This window comes from Streptomyces sp. NPDC056503 (genome assembly GCF_042794995.1).
Classification (GTDB): domain Bacteria; phylum Actinomycetota; class Actinomycetes; order Streptomycetales; family Streptomycetaceae; genus Streptomyces.
Genome location: NZ_JBHTST010000089.1, coordinates 1 through 14729 on the forward strand (window position 1 = coordinate 1; position 14729 = coordinate 14729).

Annotated in this window: 11 protein-coding genes and 2 tRNA genes; 7 read left to right on the plus strand and 6 right to left on the minus strand. The window is 71.8% G+C overall.

Annotation, left to right across the window (positions count from 1 at the left end):
• Window positions 1-39 precede the first annotated feature (39 nt).
• Window positions 40-110, minus strand: a tRNA-Gly gene (locus ACFQ8C_RS24355).
• Window positions 111-241: 131 nt separating this feature from the next.
• Here ACFQ8C_RS24355 and ACFQ8C_RS24360 point away from each other — a divergent pair.
• The 5 genes from ACFQ8C_RS24360 to clpX all read left to right on the plus strand — a co-directional run bounded on the left by ACFQ8C_RS24360 (window position 242) and on the right by clpX (window position 4947).
• A tRNA-Pro gene (locus ACFQ8C_RS24360) sits at window positions 242-318 on the plus strand.
• Window positions 319-505: 187 nt separating this feature from the next.
• Window positions 506-1891, plus strand: coding sequence for a trigger factor (gene tig / locus ACFQ8C_RS24365; RefSeq protein WP_383461286.1), 1386 nt, complete (start codon window positions 506-508; stop codon window positions 1889-1891).
• Window positions 1892-2152: 261 nt separating this feature from the next.
• Complete coding sequence (locus ACFQ8C_RS24370) at window positions 2153-2770, plus strand: ATP-dependent Clp protease proteolytic subunit (protein ID WP_030755469.1); 618 nt, start codon at window positions 2153-2155, stop codon at window positions 2768-2770.
• 65 nt (window positions 2771-2835) lie between these two features.
• Complete coding sequence (locus ACFQ8C_RS24375) at window positions 2836-3498, plus strand: ATP-dependent Clp protease proteolytic subunit (RefSeq protein ID WP_383461288.1); 663 nt, start codon at window positions 2836-2838, stop codon at window positions 3496-3498.
• Window positions 3499-3663: 165 nt separating this feature from the next.
• Entirely contained in the window at window positions 3664-4947 is a 1284-nt protein-coding gene (clpX, locus tag ACFQ8C_RS24380) for an ATP-dependent Clp protease ATP-binding subunit ClpX (RefSeq protein ID WP_383461290.1), read from the plus strand.
• A gap of 68 nt (window positions 4948-5015) precedes the next feature.
• Here the strand turns inward: clpX and ACFQ8C_RS24385 are convergent, their stop codons facing one another.
• Entirely contained in the window at window positions 5016-5936 is a 921-nt protein-coding gene (locus ACFQ8C_RS24385) for a hypothetical protein (protein WP_383461291.1), read from the minus strand.
• Between the two features lie 138 nt (window positions 5937-6074).
• Here ACFQ8C_RS24385 and ACFQ8C_RS24390 point away from each other — a divergent pair, with 138 nt between their 5' ends.
• A complete protein-coding gene (locus tag ACFQ8C_RS24390) occupies window positions 6075-8702 on the plus strand; it encodes a valine--tRNA ligase (RefSeq protein WP_383461293.1) in 2628 nt (875 codons plus the stop codon).
• A 57-nt stretch (window positions 8703-8759) separates the two neighbouring features.
• Here the strand turns inward: ACFQ8C_RS24390 and ACFQ8C_RS24395 are convergent, their stop codons facing one another.
• The 4 genes from ACFQ8C_RS24395 to ACFQ8C_RS24410 form a co-directional block, all read right to left on the minus strand.
• Entirely contained in the window at window positions 8760-10106 is a 1347-nt protein-coding gene (locus tag ACFQ8C_RS24395; RefSeq protein ID WP_383461295.1) for a glycosyltransferase family 2 protein, read from the minus strand.
• 61 nt (window positions 10107-10167) lie between these two features.
• Window positions 10168-11310 (minus strand): non-hydrolyzing UDP-N-acetylglucosamine 2-epimerase, encoded by a 1143-nt coding sequence (wecB, locus tag ACFQ8C_RS24400; RefSeq protein WP_383461296.1) that lies wholly within the window; start codon window positions 11308-11310, stop codon window positions 10168-10170.
• Between the two features lie 172 nt (window positions 11311-11482).
• A complete protein-coding gene (locus ACFQ8C_RS24405; RefSeq protein ID WP_383461298.1) occupies window positions 11483-12166 on the minus strand; it encodes a response regulator transcription factor in 684 nt (227 codons plus the stop codon).
• Window positions 12163-13452 (minus strand): ATP-binding protein, encoded by a 1290-nt coding sequence (locus tag ACFQ8C_RS24410; protein ID WP_383461299.1) that lies wholly within the window; start codon window positions 13450-13452, stop codon window positions 12163-12165. Before ACFQ8C_RS24410 ends, ACFQ8C_RS24405 begins: the two co-directional genes overlap by 4 nt.
• A 100-nt stretch (window positions 13453-13552) precedes the next feature.
• On the opposite strand from ACFQ8C_RS24410, the gene ACFQ8C_RS24415 reads away from it, so the two are divergent.
• On the plus strand, window positions 13553-14695 hold the full coding sequence (locus ACFQ8C_RS24415) for a sensor histidine kinase (protein ID WP_383461301.1): 1143 nt from the start codon (window positions 13553-13555) through the stop codon (window positions 14693-14695).
• Window positions 14696-14729: the final 34 nt, after the last annotated feature.

The window sequence follows — 14729 nt, forward strand, 5'->3', positions numbered from 1 at the left end:
GGTTCCTCGTCGAGGAACCGGGCCCGGAGCCGTACACAGAGCGGGCGACGGGAATCGAACCCGCGTAGCTAGTTTGGAAGACTAGGGCTCTACCATTGAGCTACGCCCGCACAGGACGCGCCACAGGCCGGAAGGCCGCGGCACGGACAGCATCGTAGCCGGTCCGGAGCGTTCCGTGCACGCTCCGGAAAACAGGGGGCGTCGCAGCGTCCCCGTGCATGTACCCTACGTGTCGCACCGACGGGGTGTGGCGCAGCTTGGTAGCGCGTCCGCTTTGGGAGCGGAAGGCCGTGGGTTCAAATCCCGCCACCCCGACCAACCTGATCCTCCCTGCCCGCCCGAGGCTCCGACCTCCCGGGTTCTTGATCACGTTGTGGGCCTCATCCCACGTGCGGTTACTATGCAAGCTGCGTGCCCGTGTGTCTTTCTGACCGGGCCCATCGGCCGGAACCGCCCCGCGCGGCCCGTCCGGAATCCAGGAATCAGCCACCAAGGAGACCGAACCGTGAAGAGCGCCGTGGAGACCCTGAACCCGACCCGGGTTCGGCTCACTGTCGAGGTGCCCTTCGAGGAGCTCAAGGACAGCCTCGACGCGGCGTACAAGAAGATCAACCAGCAGGTCACGGTCAAGGGCTTCCGCAAGGGCAAGATCCCCGCGCGCGTCATCGACCAGCGCTTCGGCCGTGGCGCCGTGCTGGAGGAGGCCGTCAACGACGCGCTTCCGAAGTTCTACACCGAGGCCGTGAACGAGGCCGAGGTCAACCCGCTGGGCCAGCCCGAGGTCGACATCACGGAGCTGAAGGACGGCGAGCTGCTGTCCTTCACCGCCGAGGTCGACGTCCGCCCGACCATCGAGATCCCGGACTACTCCGGCATCGAGGTCGAGGTCGACGCCATCGAGGTCACCGACGAGGACGTCGAGAAGTCCGTGGAGCAGCTCCGCGAGCGCTTCGCGTCGACGAACCCGGTCGAGCGCGCCGCCGTCGAGGGTGACGTCGTCACCGTCGACCTGACCGCCAAGGTCGACGGCGAGGTGCTGCCCGACGGCATCGCCGACGGTGTCTCGTACACCATCGGCTCCGGCGAGCTGCTCGACGGCATCGACGCCGCCGTCACCGGCCTGGAGGCCGGTGGCGAGGCCACCTTCACCTCCGAGCTGAAGGGCGGCTCGGCCGCGGGCAAGGAGGCCGAGGTCACCGTCAAGGTCACCGCCGTCGCCGCCCGCGAGCTCCCCGAGCTGGACGACGAGTTCGCGCAGATGGCGTCGGAGTTCGACACCCTCGACGAGCTCAAGGCCGACAGCCGCAAGCGCCTCGAGAACATGAAGCAGTTCGACCAGGCCACCCAGGCCCAGGAGCGTGTCCTGGAGAAGTTCCTGGAGCTGGCGGAGATCCCCGTCCCCGAGAAGCTCCTCGAGGACGAGGTCAACACCCGCAAGCACAACCTGGAGCACCACCAGCTCGGCCAGATGGGCCTGAGCCTGGAGAAGTACCTGGAGCTCCAGGGCAAGACGGTCGAGGAGTTCGAGACCGAGACCAAGGAGCAGGCGGTCAAGGGCATCAAGACCCAGTTCCTCCTCGACGAGCTGGTCTCCAAGGAGGAGCTGAACGTCGAGCAGGAGGAGCTCACCGAGCACCTCTTCCGCCGTGCCGCCTCCTCCGGCATGTCCCCCGACCAGTTCGCCCAGGCCGTCGTCCAGGGCGGCCAGGTGCCGATGCTGGTCGGCGAGGTCGCCCGCGGCAAGGCCCTCGCGGTCGTCGTCGAGGCCGCCAAGGTCGTCGACACCAACGGTGAGGTCGTGGACCTCTCCGACGACGAGGACGAGGTCGAGGCCGCCGCCGAGACGGTCGAGGCCGTCACCGGCGAGGCCGAGGTCGCCGAGGAGAAGTAGGCCCCACCAGGCCGACGCCGGGGCCCCGCCTCGCGCGCTCCGTTCCGCGCCACGGGCCCGGACGCACTGCTGTGCGGCCGGGCCCGTGGACGTACGCGGGCCCTTTATGCGCCGCCAACTACCTTGCGCTCCCAGCGAACAGTTCGGGAAGCGGGATGGCGTTGTCCTACCTGCGCGTTAGGGTCCATGGATACGGGGGCACTGCCCTCAGAACGAGACGCTGAGACGGCCCGGGGCCGTCGGAGACGAGCAGGTGGATACGTGACGAATCTGAAGCCTTACGCCGCGGGTGAGCCGTCCATCGGTGGCGGCCTCGGCGACCATGTCTACAACCGGCTGCTCGGCGAGCGCATCATCTTCCTCGGCCAGCAGGTCGACGACGACATCGCCAACAAGATCACCGCCCAGATGCTCCTCCTGGCCGCCGACCCGGAGAAGGACATCTTCCTCTACATCAACAGCCCCGGTGGCTCGGTGACGGCCGGCATGGCCGTCTACGACACCATGCAGTACATCCCCAACGACGTCGTGACCATCGGTATGGGCATGGCGGCCTCGATGGGCCAGTTCCTGCTCACCGGCGGCACCCCCGGCAAGCGCTTCGCGCTGCCGAACACCGACATCCTGATGCACCAGGGCTCCGCCGGCATCGGCGGCACCGCCTCCGACATCAAGATCCAGGCCGAGTACCTCCTTCGCACGAAGAAGCGTATGGCCGAGATCACCGCGCACCACTCCGGCCAGACCGTCGAGGCGATCATCCGCGACGGCGACCGTGACCGCTGGTTCACCGCGGAGGAGGCCAAGGAGTACGGCCTCATCGACGACATCATCACGCACGCCGCGGGTGTTCCGGGCGGCGGCGGCACGGGCGCCTGAGCGTCACCGGCCAGCCGACGAGCCCCAGCCCCCCGCCGAACGCCACCAGGACGGTGAACACCCAGATGCAGAACAACCTCTCCCCGAGCGGCCTCTACACCGGCGCGCCGATGGACAACCGCTACGTCGTCCCGCGGTTCGTCGAGCGCACCTCGCAGGGCGTGCGCGAGTACGACCCGTACGCGAAGCTCTTCGAGGAGCGCGTGATCTTCCTCGGCGTGCAGATCGACGACGCCTCCGCCAACGACGTCATGGCGCAGCTGCTGTGCCTGGAGTCGATGGACCCGGACCGCGACATCTCCATCTACATCAACAGCCCCGGCGGCTCCTTCACGGCGCTCACGGCCATCTACGACACGATGCAGTTCGTGAAGCCGGACATCCAGACGGTCTGCATGGGCCAGGCGGCCTCCGCCGCGGCCGTGCTGCTCGCCGCCGGCACCCCCGGCAAGCGGATGGCCCTGCCGAACGCCCGTGTGCTGATCCACCAGCCCTCCGGCGGCACCGGCCGTGAGCAGCTCTCCGACCTGGAGATCGCGGCCAAGGAGATCCTGCGCATGCGCGACCAGCTGGAGTCCATGCTGGCCAAGCACTCCTCGACGCCGATCGAGAAGATCCGCGACGACATCGAGCGCGACAAGATCCTGACGGCCGAGGACGCCCTCGCGTACGGCCTGATCGACCAGATCGTCTCGACCCGCAAGAGCACGTCCGCCGCGGCGCACTGACGCCCGACCTTCCCCCGGCACGGCTCGCGCGGCTCGCGTGGCCGAATCGCGACCATGTGAACCGTGCCAAGGGGGGCCCGGACGGGGGGCCCGGCAAGGTACCGTCGAATATGAGGCACCAGGAGTCGCTGAACCAGGCGCTCCCAGGCGAAGGGGAAGCACCTCGTGGCACGCATCGGTGATGGCGGCGATCTGCTCAAGTGCTCGTTCTGCGGAAAGAGCCAGAAGCAGGTGAAGAAGCTCATCGCGGGACCCGGTGTGTACATCTGCGACGAGTGCATCGACCTCTGCAACGAGATCATCGAAGAGGAACTCGCGGAGACGAGCGAGGTGCGCTGGGAGGAACTTCCCAAGCCCCGCGAGATCTACGAGTTCCTCGAGGGCTATGTCGTCGGCCAGGAGCCGGCGAAGAAGGCCCTCTCGGTCGCTGTGTACAACCACTACAAGCGCGTCCAGGCCGGCGAGAACGGCGGCGGGCAGGGCCGTGACGACGCCATCGAACTGGCCAAGTCCAACATCCTGCTGCTGGGCCCCACGGGCTCGGGCAAGACGCTCCTGGCCCAGACGCTGGCCCGGATGCTCAACGTCCCGTTCGCCATCGCCGACGCGACGGCGCTGACGGAGGCCGGCTACGTCGGCGAGGACGTCGAGAACATCCTGCTCAAGCTGATCCAGGCGGCGGACTACGACGTCAAGAAGGCCGAGACCGGCATCATCTACATCGACGAGATCGACAAGGTCGCCCGTAAGAGCGAAAACCCGTCGATCACGCGAGACGTCTCCGGCGAGGGCGTGCAGCAGGCCCTCCTGAAGATCCTGGAGGGCACCACGGCCTCCGTCCCGCCGCAGGGCGGCCGGAAGCACCCGCACCAGGAGTTCATCCAGATCGACACGACGAACGTGCTCTTCATCGTGGGCGGCGCTTTCGCCGGCCTGGAGAAGATCATCGAGTCGCGGGCGGGCGCCAAGGGCATCGGCTTCGGGGCGACCATCCGCTCCAAGCGCGAGATCGAGGCGAGCGACCAGTTCCAGGAGGTCATGCCGGAGGACCTGGTGAAGTTCGGGATGATCCCCGAGTTCATCGGCCGTCTCCCCGTCATCACCTCGGTCCACAACCTGGACCGCGAGGCCCTCCTGAAGATCCTCGTCGAGCCGCGCAACGCGCTGGTGAAGCAGTACCAGCGCCTCTTCGAACTCGACGGCGTCGAGCTGGACTTCGACCGCCCCGCCCTGGAGGCCATCGCCGACCAGGCCATCCTCCGCGGCACCGGCGCGCGCGGCCTGCGCGCCATCATGGAGGAGGTCCTCCAGTCGGTGATGTACGAGGTCCCGTCCCGCAAGGACGTCGCCCGCGTCGTCATCACGGCGGACGTCGTCCGCAACAACGTGAACCCGACCCTGGTCCCCAGGATCGTCAAGAACGACGGCCGCCACGAGAAGTCGGCGTAACCGCGAGCACCACGAAGGGGCGCCCCACCGGAATCCGGCGGGGCGCCCCTTCGTGTGTGCCCGGCGCGTCAGGCCTTGACGCGGACTTCCTTGCGGAACTTGGCGGTGACGGTCGCCGCCTCTTCGAGGGAGCCGCCCTTGCCGCTGAGCATCGCGGCCATGTCCAGCGGGACCACGAAGCCCACGGTGCTGTGGTCGGCCCAGATGCAGAAGTTCATGGAGAAGGCCGGGGTGCCCGCGGAGGCGTCGGCCTTGCCCTTCGCGGACTGGCACTTGAGGACGGCGCCCTCGGCCTCGGCCGGGGTGAACGCCTGCGGGCTGCCGACCAGCTCGGCGTCGTCCTCCTTGTCCTCCGCAGCCTTGGTCTTCATCACGCCGAACAGCGCGTCGACGAGCTTCTCCGGGTCCTCGATCTCGCCGTAGATGCCGCTGAAGGAGAGCATCTTGCCCCCGAGCGGGTTCGACTCGTCCCCGGCCTTGTAGGAGGCGTCGACCTGCTTGCCGTTCTTGACGCCGTTCTTCTCGGCGTCCTTCAGGACGTCGTCGCCGCTGGAGTCCGACTCGTCCGGCGCCTTCTTGTACTCGCCCAGCACCGTCTCCGGCGTCACCAGCTTGTGCGGGCCGTCGTTCGCGACGGACGCGCCGCCACCGCCGCCGATCAGGAAGTACGCGCCCACGGCGATCGCCGCGACGACGGCGACCGCGCCGATGATGATCGGGGTCTTGCTCTTCTTCGGGGCCGGCGGGTGGGGCACGTAGCCGCCGGGGCCCTGGGGGGCGCCGTACTGCGGCTGCTGACCGTAGGGGGCGGGCTGCTGCGGGTAGCCGTACGGCTGCTGCTGCGGCGGTACGCCCTGCGGGGCCTGCTGGGGGTAGCCGTAACCGGGCTGACCCTGCGGCGGCTGCCCGTACGGGCCGGGCTGCTGGCCGTAGGGCCCGGGCTGCTGAGGCTGCTGGCCCCCGTACGGACCCGGCTGGTTGTAGCTCATCTACTGCTTCCCCTCACAGGACGTTTATGCGTAGCGAACATCCTGTCGGAAGCCGCCCCGTGGTGGGGCGGCGGGGGGCACACCGTTACCGAACAATCGCGTTTCGGGACACGACCGTCGCACCCCTAAACTGGGCTCGTGACCGAGAACACTCAGCAGCAGACAGCGCCCACCACCGAACTGCCGACCCAGTACGCGCCGGCCGAGGTAGAGGGGCCGCTGTACGAGCGCTGGGTAGAGCGCGGCTACTTCGAGGCGGACGCCAAGAGCGACAAGCCGCCGTACACCATCGTCATCCCGCCGCCGAACGTCACGGGCGCCCTCCACCTGGGCCACGCCTTCCAGGTGACGCTGATGGACGCCCTGACGCGCCGCAAGCGCATGCAGGGCTTCGAGACGCTCTGGCTGCCGGGCATGGACCACGCCGGCATCGCGACCCAGAACAAGGTCGAGCAGCAGCTCGCCGAGGAGGGCAAGTCCCGCCACGACCTGGGCCGCGACGCGTTCGTCGAGCGCGTCTGGCAGTGGAAGGACGAGTACGGCGGCCGGATCCTCGGCCAGCTGCGCCGCCTCGGCGCCGGCCTCGACTGGTCGCGTGAGCGCTTCACCATGGACGAGGGCCTCTCCAAGGCCGTCCAGAAGATCTTCAAGGACCTCTACGAGGACGGTCTGATCTACCGCGCCGAGCGCATCATCAACTGGTGCCCGCGCTGTCTGACCGCCATCTCGGACATCGAGGTCGAGTACCAGGACGACGCCGGCGAGCTGGTCTCCATCCGGTACGGCGAGGGCGAGGACAGCCTCGTCGTCGCCACGACCCGCGCCGAGACGATGCTCGGCGACACCGCCGTCGCCGTCCACCCCGAGGACGAGCGGTACAGGCACCTGGTCGGCAAGCAGATCAAGCTGCCGCTGACCGACCGCACGATCCCCGTCGTCGCCGACGAGCACGTCGACCCGGAGTTCGGCACCGGCGCCGTCAAGGTGACCCCGGCGCACGACCCGAACGACTTCGAGATCGGCCGCCGCCACGACCTGCCGTCCCTGACGGTCATGGACGAGCACGGCGTCATCACCGTCCACGGCCCCTTCCTCGGCCTGGACCGCTTCGAGGCCCGCTCGACGATCGTCGGCGCGCTGAAGGAGCAGGGCCGGATCGTCGCCGAGAAGCGCCCGTACATGCACTCCGTCGGCCACTGCTCGCGCTGCAAGACCACGGTCGAGCCGCGTCTGTCGATGCAGTGGTGGGTCAAGGTCGGCCCGCTGGCGCAGGCCGCCGGCGACGCCGTCCGCGACGGCTCCGTCGACATCCACCCGAAGGAGCTCTCCAAGCGCTACTTCGACTGGGTCGACAACATGCACGACTGGTGCATCTCGCGCCAGCTGTGGTGGGGCCACCGCATCCCGATCTGGTACGGCCCCGAGGGCCAGGTCGTCTGCGTCGGACCCGACGAGCAGCCGCCGGGCACCGAGGCCGAGGGCTGGAAGCAGGACCCCGACGTCCTCGACACCTGGTTTTCCTCCGGTCTGTGGCCGTTCTCCACGCTCGGCTGGCCGGAGAAGACGCCGGACCTGGCGAAGTTCTACTCGACCGACGTCCTGCTCACCGGCCACGACATCATCTTCTTCTGGGTCGCCCGGATGATGATGTTCGGCCTGTACGCGATGGACGGCGAGGTCCCGTTCAAGACCGTCGCCCTCACCGGCCTCGTCCGCGACGAGTTCGGCAAGAAGATGTCGAAGTCCAACCCGAACGCGGTCGACCCGATCACCTGGATGGACGCGTACGGCTCCGACGCCGTCCGCTTCACCCTGGCCAACGGCGCCACCCCCGGCGCCGACGTCCCGATCGGCGAGGACTGGGTCAAGGCGTCCCGGAACTTCGCCAACAAGATCTGGAACGCGACCCGCTTCGCGCTGATGAACGGCGCCACGATCGAGGGCCCGCTGCCGGACGCCTCCGAGATGTCGGCGACCGACCGCTGGATCCTGTCCCGGCTCAACGAGACGGTCGCGCAGGTCGACGCGTACTACGACGACTTCCAGTTCGCGAAGCTGAGCGAGTCGCTCTACCACTTCGCGTGGGACGAGGTCTTCGCCTGGTACGTCGAGCTGTCGAAGACGACGTTCTTCGCCGGCGGCGAGGGCGCCAAGGTCTCCGGGCGCGTCCTCGGCGAGGTCCTGGACGTCATGCTGCGCCTGCTGCACCCGATCGTCCCCTTCGTCACCGACACCCTGTGGACCACCCTCACGGGCGGTGAGTCCCTCGTGATCGCCGACTGGCCGAAGGACAGCGGCTTCCGCGACGAGGCGGCCGAGAAGGAGATCGAGCTGGTCCAGCGGGTCGTCACCGAGGTCCGCCGCTTCCGCAAGGAGCAGGGCCTCCAGGACGCCCAGAAGGTGCCGGCCCGCCTGACGCTCGACGGCACCCCGCTCGTCGCGCACGAGGCCGCCATCCGCCAGATCCTGCGGCTCCAGCCGGAGGGCGAGGAGTTCTCCGCGACGGCGTCGCTGCCGGTCGCCGGTGCCGAGGTCGCGCTCGACCTGTCGGGCACCATCGACGTCGCCGCCGAGCGCAAGCGGCTCGCGAAGGACCTGGCCGCGGCCGAGAAGGAGAAGGCGCAGGCCGAGGGCAAGCTCGGCAACGAGGCCTTCCTGGCCAAGGCGCCGGACAACGTCGTGGACAAGATCAAGGGCCGCCTCGCCAAGGCGGACGAGGACATCGCCCGCATCCAGGCCCAGCTGGAGAAGCTGCCGCAGGCCTGACCCGTACGCGGAAGGGCCCGGGACCGTCGTGGTCCCGGGCCCTTCCGCGTCCCCGGTTCAGGACTCGGTCGCGATGGGGCCCACGCCCGCCGTCTCCGCGTTGCGGCGGGTCTTGGCCCAGCCGGTGCGCCCGCGCAGCAGGCGGACGAAGCCGCGGGCCGAGACGACGAACAGGTGGTAGGCGTACAGCCAGAGCGCGAGGCCCCACAGCACGCCCCTGATCCGTGAGCGGTCGCCGGCGAACTCGCGGCGGTAGACCGGGCCCCAGAGCACGAAGGGGACGATCGAGAGCAGCGCGAGGCCGAGGGCGAGCGGCCAGGCGGCGAGGACGACCTCGGCCGCGCTGCCGCCGAGGACGAGCGCGACGAGCATGACGGCGGTCAGCAGCAGGGTCGCGAGGTGCGCGAGCGGCTGGAAGAAGGTGTAGAGGGACTCCAGGACGCCGCGGGCCCGGTAGTGGCGGGAGGAGACGATCCGGCCGGTGTAGCGGACGCAGGCGATGTTGCCCTGGGCCCAGCGGGTGCGCTGGGTGAGGAAGCGGCGGGTGTACGGCAGCGCCTCCTGGCTCACCCAGGCGTCGTGGACGTGGGTGACCTGGTCACCCGCGAGCCGCATGTGCAGGCCGAGTTCGTAGTCCTCCAGGAGCGCGTCCCGCTGCCAGGGGCGGCGTTCGGCGGCGGCGATCCGGTCGAGCGCGGTGAGCCGGGTGAACTGGCCGTTCCCGCCCAGGCCGACCGAGCCGGCACGGACGCGCAGCAGCTGCATCGCGGTGTTGGAGACGGCGAACTCCGCGTCCTGCATGCGGATCAGGAGCCGGGCGTACGCGTTGGCGAGCCGGCCCCGGTCGGGCAGCGGGCGCTCGTCGTCGACGTTCCGCATCCGCACGCCGATCTGTACGCCGCCCATGTCGGGGTCGCCGAAGGCGTCGGGGCCGCTGACCCGGGCCAGGGCGTCGGGGGAGAGCTGCCCGTCGGCGTCGACGACGCAGACGATCACCCGGGTGCGGTCGGTGCCGGCGGGCAGGTGCGCGTCGAGGGCGTCGTAGGCGGCGTTGAGCGCCGCGCCCTTGCCGACGCGGGCGTCGGGGCGGTGGCGGGAGACCAGGTGGACCCGGGGGTCGCGGGCGCCGAGCGAGGCGACGATCGGGGCGGTCAGGTCGTCGCTGGCGTCGTCGATGACCCAGACGTGCCCGGCGGGGAAGTCGGCGCGCAGCCGGGCGACGGTGGTGGCGATCACGGCCTCCTCGTCGCGGCACGGCACGAAGAAGTGCCAGTCGTACGCGGCCGGTTCGCCGGGCTCGGTGGGCTTGCGGCGGGAGTACGCGTGGCGGGCCCCGGCCCAGTACACGAGGAAGCAGCCGAGGAGGAGGAACGGGAAGACGTAGAGCAGGAGCGGGAGGCTCATGGGGACGATCTCCGGTGGGGGCAGGAGGACATGAGGTCAGGAGGGCGGGAGAGCGGGGAGGTCAGGCGGCCATCGCGTGGCCCGAGCCCGGGACCGCGCGCTCCTTGGCGAGCCGGGCGGTGAGGGTCGCGATCCGGTGCGAGGCGGTGCCGTCGCCGTAGGGGCTGGGCAGCGCGGACAGGCGGCGCAGGCCGTGCGGGCCCTCGGCGAGGCGGCGGCGGACGGCGGCGCCGATCCGCGGGCCGGGGGCGACGAGTTCGGCGAAGTCGGCCATGGCCTCGGGGCGCTCGGTGGAACGGCGGACGACGACCAGCGGACGCCCGAGGACCGTGGTCTCCTCCTGGACGCCGCCGGAGTCGGAGACGAGGACCGCCGCGTGCCGGGCGAGCGCCAGGAAGGTGCCGTAGCCGGCGGGCGGGAGGACGGTGACGCCGTCGAGGAGCCCGCTCAGTCCGGCCGCGTCGATCCGGGCCCGGGTGCGGGGGTGGAGCGGGAGGACCACCGGGAGCCGCTCCGCGAGGGCGGCGAGTTCGGTGAGGACGGCGCGCAGGGCCTCGGGGTCGTCGGTGTTCTCGGGACGGTGCACGGTGGCCAGGACGTAGCCGTCGGCGGTCAGCCCGTGCGCGGCGAGCAGCCGGGCCCGCTCCCCGGCGGACGGCAGGTGGTCGCGTACGGCCTCGACGACCGGGTTGCCGGTGACGGCGATCCGCTCCTCGGGGAGGCCCTCGGCGAGCAGCAGCGCGCGGTTGTCGGGGGTGGCGGCGCACAGCACGTCGGCGAGGCGGTCGATGACCACCCGGTTGTGCTCCTCGGGCATGGCGCGGTCGTGGCTGCGGAGCCCGGCCTCGACGTGGACCAGCGGGAGGCCGCGGGCGTTGGCGGCGAGCGCGCCGGCGAGGGCGGCGTTGGTGTCGCCTTGCACGATCACCGCGAGCGGCGGTTCGGCGGCGAAGAGCTCGTCGAGGGCGGCGAGCGCGGCGGCGACCTGGACGGCCCGGGGGCGGCCGCCCACCCCGGTGAGGTACTCCGGCTCGGGCAGGCCCAGCTCGGCCAGGAAACCGCCCGACAGCTCCTCGTCGTAGTGCTGTCCGGTGTGGACGACCCGCGCGGCGGGGCCGAGGACCCGGATGAGCTCGGCGAGCTTGACCAGCTCGGGGCGGGTACCGAGGACGAGGGCGACACTGCGGGCAGGAAGGGTGTGCATGCCGTCGACGGTGGCCGGGGTCGGTGGCGGACCGCGGTGGCGCACGGTTGCCGGACGGTTGTTCCCCGCGGTTCGGGGCGGTTCGGGACGGTGGTCCCGGGACCTTGGTCCCGCGTCGGTCCGGTCCGGGCAGGGCCGGTCCCGGTCCCGGTCCTGGACCCGGAGTCCCGCGTCACCCCGGCTCGTACCGGTAGCCGAGTCCCCGTACGGACCCGATCGGGTCGCGGGAGTGCGGCCCGCCCGCGTACCGCAGCTTCCGGCGCAGCCGCAGCACCCCGAACTTCACCCGGTCGCGGCCGACGGCGGAGGTGTCGTCCCACACCTGGTCGAGCAGCTGCTCGGTGGTGACGACCCGGCCCCGGTTGCGCACCAGGAGCTGGAGGAGGCGGTACTCGATGTCGCTCAGCCGGATCTCGGAGCCCAGCCAGAGCGCGGAGCGGCGCTCGGGCACCAGGCGCAGGTCCTCCTCGACCGTCTCGCCGGCCCAGGAGCCCGGTCCGGTACGCCGGAGCAGGGCCTCGATCCGGGCCAGGAGCTCGGCCTGGGCGAACGGTTTCACCAGGTAGTCGTCGGCGCCGGAGCGCAGCCCCCTGACCCGGTCGTCGAGCTCGCCGAGGCCGGAGAGGACGAGGACCGGCAGATCGCTCATGTCCCGGGTGCGGTCGAGCACCTCCCAGCCGTCGAGCCCGGGCAGGAGCAGGTCGAGCACCATCAGGGCGGGCCGCTCGGCGAAGAGCAGCCGCAGCGCCTCCCGTCCGTCGGCGGCCAGGGAGACGTCGTAGCCGCCGCGGGTGAGCAGCACCCGCAGCGCGAGGGAGAGGTCGGGGTCGTCCTCGACGACGAGCAGCCGGCTCACGGCCGCGCGCCTCCGCCGCCGGGCCGGGCGGGCCCCGCGCCCCCGCCGTCCGTACCGCCGTCCGTACCGCCGTCCGCCCCGGACGCCTCGTTCGTCCGGTCGGGCCCGCCCGCGCGGCCCGCCTCGCTCGCCCCGCCGTCCGGCAGCGGCAGCCGGATCGTGAAGACCGCGCCGGGGCCGTCGGGGCGGTCGTGGACGGTGAGGGTGCCGCCGTGCAGCCGGACCGCCTCCCGGGCGCTCGCCAGGCCGAGGCCGGTGCCGGGGTAGCCGGCGCGCCGGGCGTTGGGGGCGCGGACGTACGGGGTGAAGACCTTCTCCTGGTACTCCAGCGGGACGCCGATCCCGGTGTCCCTCACCTGGACGGTCCAGTGGCCGTCCGCCGGTCGCGCGGCGAGCTCCACCCACCCGTCGGCGGGGGTGAACCGCAGGGCGTTGGCGACGAGCTCCTCCAGGGCGCCGGTGAGCAGCCAGCCGTCGGCGAGCAGCGGAGGCCCGGCGGCCGGGGCGTCGACCGCGAGGTACGGCCCCGCTCCGCCGGTCCGCTGGAGCGCCTCCAGGGCCACCCGCCGCACCAGCTCGGGGACGAGGACCCGGGCGCGCCGGGGCTCGGCGCGGCGCGGGTCCGCCGGGTCCCCGCCGGCGGCCCGGGGCAGGTTCGCGGTGATCGAGGTCATCCGGCGGGCGTTGCGCAGGATCGCCTCCAGGTAGGCGGTCTGCTCCTGGCCGAGCGGACCGGTCGCCGGGTCCAGGAGGAGCTCGGCGAAGCTGACGACGGTGGCGAGCGGGGTGCGCAGCTCGTGCAGGGCGCGGCCGGCGAAGGCGGTCCGCTCGTCGGTGAGCTCCGCCAGTCTGCGGACCCGCTGGTCGAACTCGTCACGGGCCTCGTGCTGCCGGGTGACGTCCTCGATCAGCAGCAGGTGCGCGGCGGGTTGCCGGCCGGGCCCGCCGACGGGGGAGCGCCGGCGGCGCAGGATCCGCCCGTCCGCCAGCCGGTAGTCGGCGGTCCGGGTGACGGGCCCCTGGGGCCGGGCGTCGGCGAGGAAGCGGTCGCGCTCCTCCGGCCCGGAGAGCAGCGCGGAGACGTGGCCGAGCAGCCGCTCGGCGCCTTCCGCGCCGGTCGGGTCGAGGTCGTCCGGCAGTCGGAGCACGGCCCGGAAGCGCCGGTTCACCCGGAGGGTCCGCCGGTCGGCCGCGACCAGCGCGGCGGCCTGCGGCAGCGCGTCGAGCAGGTCGGCGACGAGCGGGCCGGGGGCCGGAGTCTCGGTCTCCTGCGGGGAGTCGGGCACGCTCCGAGTCAAGCAGGAATGCGGACGAAGTGCCCGATGTCACAGCGGAAGGGACTTCGGGTCCACGGCGTCGGGACCAAGGACCCTGGATGATGGAGGCATGTTCCCCCTCCCCGCCGTCCCCGCGCTGCGCCGCCGCGTGGACCGGTGGGCCGGCTCGCCCCGGGCCCTCGACGCGGTCGCCGCGCTCAGCGCCTTCGCCCTGATGGTCCTGGACGTGCCGGGCCTGGCCCGGGAGGACAACTCGCTCACCGGCGTCACCGCCACCCTGGTCCTCGCCGCCGGCGCCGCGACCCTGATGCTGCGCCGGAGGGCGCCCTGGGTGCCGTACCTCGTGGCGCTCGGCCTGATGGGCTGGCTCCACGAGGTCACCATGATCCAGTTCGCGCTGTACTCGCTCGGCCGCTTCAGGGGCCGGCGGGTCGCGATCGGCGCCACCCTGCTGTACATCGGCGTGGCGTACGCCTACTTCCGGACGCCCGGCTGGCCCGCCGCGCACCACGGCGACACGCTCAGCGACTTCCTCAGCCTCATCGTCCCGATCGGCGTGCTCGCGGCGGGCGTCGGCATCGCCGCCCACCGGCACGACCTGGTCCGCGCGCTGGAGGTCCAGCGGCGCGAGGCCGCGGCCCGGCAGGCCGTCCAGGAGGAGCGGATCCAGGTCGGCAGGGACGTCCACGACCTGGTCGGCCGCGAGCTGACCGTGCTGGCGGTGCGGGCCGAGGTGCTCGCCGTACGGGCCCGGGGCGACGCCCACCAGAAGGACTTCGAGGAGCTGGCCGACACCGCCCGGCGCGCCCACCTCATGCTCAACGAGACGCTCGTGCGGCGCGCGGACCGGGAGGGCGCCACGCCCGGCCTGGAGGGGCTCGCGGACCTCGCCGCGGAGAGCGAGCGGATGGGCAGCCCGGTCGAGCTCGACGTGGCCGAGGAGGTGAAGGCGCTCTCGCCGCTGCGGCAGACCGCCGTGCACCGGGTGGTCCAGGAGTGCCTGACGAACGCGGCGAAGCACGCGCCGGGCCTGCCGGTGCGGGTCGCGATCGGGGTCGCCGGCCCGGACCTGTGGATCGAGGTCCGCAACCCCCTGCCGAAGACCCCGCCGGACCGGGCCCCCGTCTCCACGGGCACCGGCCTCGTCTCGATGGACGAGCGGGTCGCCAGCATGGGCGGCACCCTCGCGGCGGGCGAGAAGGACGGCGCGTACGCGGTAAGGGCCACGCTCCCGTCCGGCCTGCCACGCTGAGACCGGCCCCGGCCCCCTCGCCCCCGGCCCCCCT

Bases quoted from the DNA above. Each gene is read 5' to 3' on its own strand.
- ACFQ8C_RS24375 (WP_383461288.1), top strand. From the start codon at position 2,836: ATGCAGAACAACCTCTCCCCGAGCGGCCTCTACACCGGCGCGCCGATG.
- ACFQ8C_RS24385 (WP_383461291.1), bottom strand. From the start codon at position 5,936: ATGAGCTACAACCAGCCGGGTCCGTACGGGGGCCAGCAGCCTCAGCAG.
- ACFQ8C_RS24395 (WP_383461295.1), bottom strand. From the start codon at position 10,106: ATGAGCCTCCCGCTCCTGCTCTACGTCTTCCCGTTCCTCCTCCTCGGC.
- wecB (WP_383461296.1), bottom strand. From the start codon at position 11,310: ATGCACACCCTTCCTGCCCGCAGTGTCGCCCTCGTCCTCGGTACCCGC.
- ACFQ8C_RS24415 (WP_383461301.1), top strand. From the start codon at position 13,553: ATGTTCCCCCTCCCCGCCGTCCCCGCGCTGCGCCGCCGCGTGGACCGG.